We start from the raw sequence: 4,434 nt of genomic DNA, 5'->3' as shown, positions 1-4,434 counted from the left end.
AATTTTTACCAACACGTTTTGTCCTATAACCCGCTTTTTACGTGCATTTATTGAATATATTATTCGTTATTATTCATTGACGATGATGCCTGCTAAATTTATAATAGGAGAAGCATAAAAATTAATGGAAAAGGAATCTATATGAATTTAAATGACGCAAATCTTTTCTCCGGTGTTTTAGGAGAAAATCAAATAAAAGTGAACGAACCTATGAGCAGGCATACGACATTTGGTATTGGCGGGCCCGCTGATTTTTTTCTGCTGCCTGAAACGACAGAAGAATTATGCATCATTACCAAACTGGTCAGGAAGAATAATCTGCCACTCTTTATCCTTGGCGGCGGTGCCAATCTTCTTGTCAGGGACAAGGGCATACGCGGTGTTGTCATCTGCACGTCCCGTCTCCAGGGCATTGAAAGAATAGGAAATACGCTTAAAGTATCAAGCGGCATTCCGACGGCCGCTGTTGCCAGAAAGGCTCTTTCATACGGCCTTTCCGGGATGGAATTTGCAAGCGGCATCCCGGGCTCTATCGGCGGAGCTGCATTCATGAATGCGGGCGCGTATGGCGGGGAAATGTCAAAAATCATTTCCCGGGCAACGGTCTGCGATACGAGCGGCGACCTTGTTGTTTATGACAAAAAGGATCTGGGATATTCTTACCGCCAAAGCCGTTTCATGCAGAAGGGCGAGGTCATTGTCGATATTACACTCTCCCTCAAGGAAGGCAATGAAAACGATATCAAGGCGCTTATGGATGATCTGAACGGGAGGCGCAGGTCCAAGCAGCCGCTGGACAAGAAGAGCGCAGGAAGTACCTTTAAACGCCCTGAGGGCCATTTCGTAGGCCAGATGATAGAAGACTTAGGGCTTAAGGGATTTTCTGTCGGAGATGCCCAGGTGAGCGAAATGCATGCAGGATTCCTGATCAATAACGGCAATGCCAGCTGCGAGGATATGCTTCAGCTGATTCATGCAGTACAGGAAAAAGTGAAGGAAGCCTATGGCGTCGATCTGCATACGGAAGTACAGATTGTCGGAGAAGAATAATCCATTAAGTATTCTCTTTATGAATTGATTGATTTTTTAAGAAAGAAGGCGGGCTGCAATGGAAGTCATAGCATTTTTTGGTCCACCCGGAACAGGAAAAAGCGACAGGGCTCTTGTTGTAGCCTATGAAAATAAAGCGTCCTGCATCATTGACGACGGAATCCTTATTTATCACAGCAGAATCGTGGCCGGAAAATCGGCCAAGCGCGAAGAAAGCCGGCTCAAGGCTGTCAGGCGCGCTATTTTCTGGGATGCGGAGCAGAGAGAAGAAGTCAGGCAGGCTCTTGAGAAAATCAATCCTAAGCGTGTCCTGATCCTTGGCACGTCGGACCGCATGGTAGAGACGATCTGCAAGGCACTGGGGCTTCCAAAACCGTCCAAGTATATCAGGATCCAGGACGTAGCCCGTCCGGATGAGATGCTTAAGGCAAAAGAAGCAAGAAACAAGGAAGGAAAGCATGTTATCCCTGTTCCTACTATGGAACTGAAGCCTTACTTCAAAGGGTACCTCATCGATCCGCTCCGTTTCTTCCGCAACAGGAAGAAGGAAATGCCGAAGCGTTTCAGCGAGAATGAAGAAAGGTCTGTGGTAAGGCCGGTTTTCAGCTATTACGGGAAGCTCTCGTTTTCTGACCGTGTCATTGAGTCGCTGGTGTATTATGCAGTCAGGGATATGAAAAAAATCCGCATTACGTATGTCAGAAGCGAGAAAAGCACGGGCCAGATGAATGGGCTCATCCTTTTCATCGATGTCTCCGTAAAGCCCGGAACACCGCAGGAAATCAAGAAAATCATCCATACGATGAGAGACCGCATCCAAAGGGAAATCGAGCATACGACTGGTATGTCGCTCGATACGATCAAGGTCAATGTGACGACCGGAGTAACGCGGTAAAGAAAATCGTTATATAATTTTCTTGACAGAGATTTGCCCATATGGTAATTTAAATGCAACTCTAAACGATGAAGAAAAGAGTAAACAGATGGCGGCAGCCAAGCGAGTCCGGATAGTGGAAGCGGATATGTCAAAACTGTTGAAGTGCATTTCTGAGTTTGAAAGGCTGAAACCAAGTAGGCTTTCCCGGGTCCTCCCGATACAGAGGCACGGTATGCGGCACAGGCCAAGTACCTGTTAAGGCATGTATGGCGACATATATGCAAAATTAGGTGGAATCACGAAGCTCTCGTCCTAAACGGATGGGGGCTTTTTTGATTACATGAAGAGCAGTGCCTCTTCATGATCCGTTTTGAGTAAGCGCAAAGGAGAAGTCATTATGATGGAAAGGCGATGTCGTAGTTAAGAGACCGGGAAGTATAGAAGAAGCGTATTAAAAATGAGTGCAGGATGATTTGCACGTATAAACGGATTTCCAAGGGAGGAAAATAAGATGAGCGAAAAGAAACTTCATTTTGAAACATTACAGCAGCATGCAGGCCAGGTGCCGGATCCGGTAACAGGGGCAAGAGCCGTTCCGATCTATCAAACGACATCCTATGTATTCAAGGATGCACAGGAAGCAGAAGACCGCTTCGCACTCCGCAAGCCGGGTTACATTTACGGCCGCCTGACCAATCCGACGCAGGATGTACTGGAAAAGAGACTGGCTGCCCTTGAAGGCGGCACAGCAGGCCTTGCCGTAGCAAGCGGCGCAGCAGCAGTTACGTATTCCATTCTGAATATTGCAGGAGCCGGTGATGAAATCGTTGCCGCATCCACCCTTTACGGCGGCACCTATGAGCTCTTTACCGATACACTGCCGCAGCTCGGAATTACGACACATTTCGTGGATCCTGATCATCCGGAAGAAATCGAAAAGGCGATTACGCCAAAGACAAAAGCAGTCTATATCGAAACACTGGGAAATCCGGCCATCAATATCCCGGACTTTGATCTGATCAGGGATATCGCTCATGCCAAGAATCTTCCGGTACTCGTTGATAATACATTTGCTACACCTTACTTATTCCGTCCTCTGGAACACGGACTTGACGTATCCATCCATTCCACGACAAAGTTCATCGGCGGACACGGCACGACACTCGGCGGTGCTATTATTGAAAACGGAGAATTCAACTGGAACCAGCCTGAAAGATATCCTCACTTTGCAAAACCAGATGCATCCTATCATGGAATCAATTTTGCAACGGATATCCCGGGAGCCGGCTTCGTAACAAGAATCCGTGCCAAGGTGCTGAGAGACACCGGTGCAGCCATTTCCCCGATCTCCGCATGGTTCTTTATCCAGGGTCTTGAAACACTGTCCCTCCGTGTAGAAAGACATGTCTACAACGCAACGAAGGTGGCTGAATACCTGGAAGCTCATCCGAAGGTAGCAAAGGTCAACTATCCGGGCCTCAAATCTTCTCCATATCATAAACTGCAGGAAAAATACCTGCCGAAGGGCGCAGGTTCCATTTTCTCCATTGAACTGAAAGACGGATTTGAGGCAGCCAGAAAATTCATCGACAACCTCGAAATCTTCTCCGATCTTGCCAATGTAGGCGATTCCAAGTCTCTCGTCGTTCATCCGGCTTCTACTACCCATCAGCAGCTTGATGAAGCAGCACAGAAGGCAGCAGGAATCACACCGGGAACAGTACGTATTTCTGTAGGCATTGAAAATGTCGATGATCTCCTGAATGATCTGGAACAGGCTCTTGCCAGAATTTAATGAATAGAATCAGCCGTCTTCTGAATGCAGGGAAGCCCCTGTGCTCTGATGAAGAATGAAAATGAAAAGGCAGTGTGCGGTAATTTTGCACACTGCTTTTTATACTGATGATTATAAGGGGTAACAAAAAATCTCTGCAGCAGGTTGAATACTTTTTGCAGAGATTTTTATCAGCCGTTCCAGTGGTGGGGGATTTCAGGAAATTCTCCGATGACCATCATGTTAGCCAGGATATTGGACATAAGGCGTCCTTCCTCGTCGCGCATTTCAGCAGTAATGGCAATGGTAGAGCGGCCGCGGTGAGTGACTTTGCTCGTGACGCGGATCGTTTCTCCAGGCGTTACCGTACGGATGAAATTCATCGTCAGCGTAACTGTTGCAACAACAGCGCCTACGGTTGCGCTTGTCACGCCTGTAACGGAATCAGCAAGCGCTGCAAAAACGCCTCCATGAATGACGCCTCTCTGATTGTTATGCTTTTCTGGGTCAGTCTTAAGGCTGACCGTTGCGCTTCCGCAGTGAATCTCTTCAATGTTGATATGGAAGTAATCCATCATGAAATGATTGGGCTTGTAGATATCTCTGATGTGCTGCCTGATTTGCTCTGGGTCTGTTAAAATTTCCATAAATAACCTCCCGCTGAAATAAGGAACTATATAAATAATCATAATCACGCACCAAGGGAATTGCAAGAATGAATCATCCTGACAGG

4 protein-coding genes are annotated in these 4,434 nt (G+C 47.0%); 3 read left to right on the top strand and 1 reads right to left on the bottom strand.

Annotated elements, in window-relative coordinates; all coding sequences use genetic code 11:
* The first annotated feature begins 141 nt into the window (after positions 1–141).
* The 3 genes from murB (at position 142) to M3200_RS00010 (ending at position 3,722) form a co-directional block, all read left to right on the top strand.
* Positions 142–1,050: a UDP-N-acetylmuramate dehydrogenase gene (gene murB / locus M3200_RS00020; protein WP_022381491.1), complete on the top strand. Its 909-nt coding sequence runs from the start codon at positions 142–144 to the stop codon at positions 1,048–1,050.
* Positions 1,051–1,108: 58 nt separating this feature from the next.
* Positions 1,109–1,945, top strand: coding sequence for a hypothetical protein (locus M3200_RS00015; protein ID WP_022381490.1), 837 nt, complete (start codon positions 1,109–1,111; stop codon positions 1,943–1,945).
* 493 nt (positions 1,946–2,438) lie between these two features.
* Entirely contained in the window at positions 2,439–3,722 is a 1,284-nt protein-coding gene (locus M3200_RS00010) for an O-acetylhomoserine aminocarboxypropyltransferase/cysteine synthase family protein (RefSeq protein WP_022381489.1), read from the top strand.
* A gap of 170 nt (positions 3,723–3,892) precedes the next feature.
* On the opposite strand, the gene M3200_RS00005 is transcribed toward M3200_RS00010, so the two are convergent.
* The gene (locus M3200_RS00005) at positions 3,893–4,348 is read right to left on the bottom strand and encodes a PaaI family thioesterase (protein ID WP_022381488.1); all 456 of its coding nucleotides are present in this window, start codon (positions 4,346–4,348) and stop codon (positions 3,893–3,895) included.
* Positions 4,349–4,434: the final 86 nt, after the last annotated feature.

The organism is Dialister sp. CAG:357 (assembly GCF_000435155.1).
Taxonomy (GTDB): Bacteria; Bacillota; Negativicutes; order Veillonellales; family Dialisteraceae; genus Dialister; species Dialister hominis.
The sequence above is the reverse complement of the archived record's forward strand: the minus strand, read 5'-3'. Positions and strand labels throughout refer to the sequence as shown.

Excerpts from the sequence above, each read along its gene's own strand:
- murB (WP_022381491.1), top strand. The coding sequence starts at position 142 with ATGAATTTAAATGACGCAAATCTTTTCTCCGGTGTTTTAGGAGAAAAT.
- M3200_RS00015 (WP_022381490.1), top strand. The coding sequence starts at position 1,109 with ATGGAAGTCATAGCATTTTTTGGTCCACCCGGAACAGGAAAAAGCGAC.
- M3200_RS00010 (WP_022381489.1), top strand. The coding sequence starts at position 2,439 with ATGAGCGAAAAGAAACTTCATTTTGAAACATTACAGCAGCATGCAGGC.
- M3200_RS00005 (WP_022381488.1), bottom strand. The coding sequence starts at position 4,348 with ATGGAAATTTTAACAGACCCAGAGCAAATCAGGCAGCACATCAGAGAT.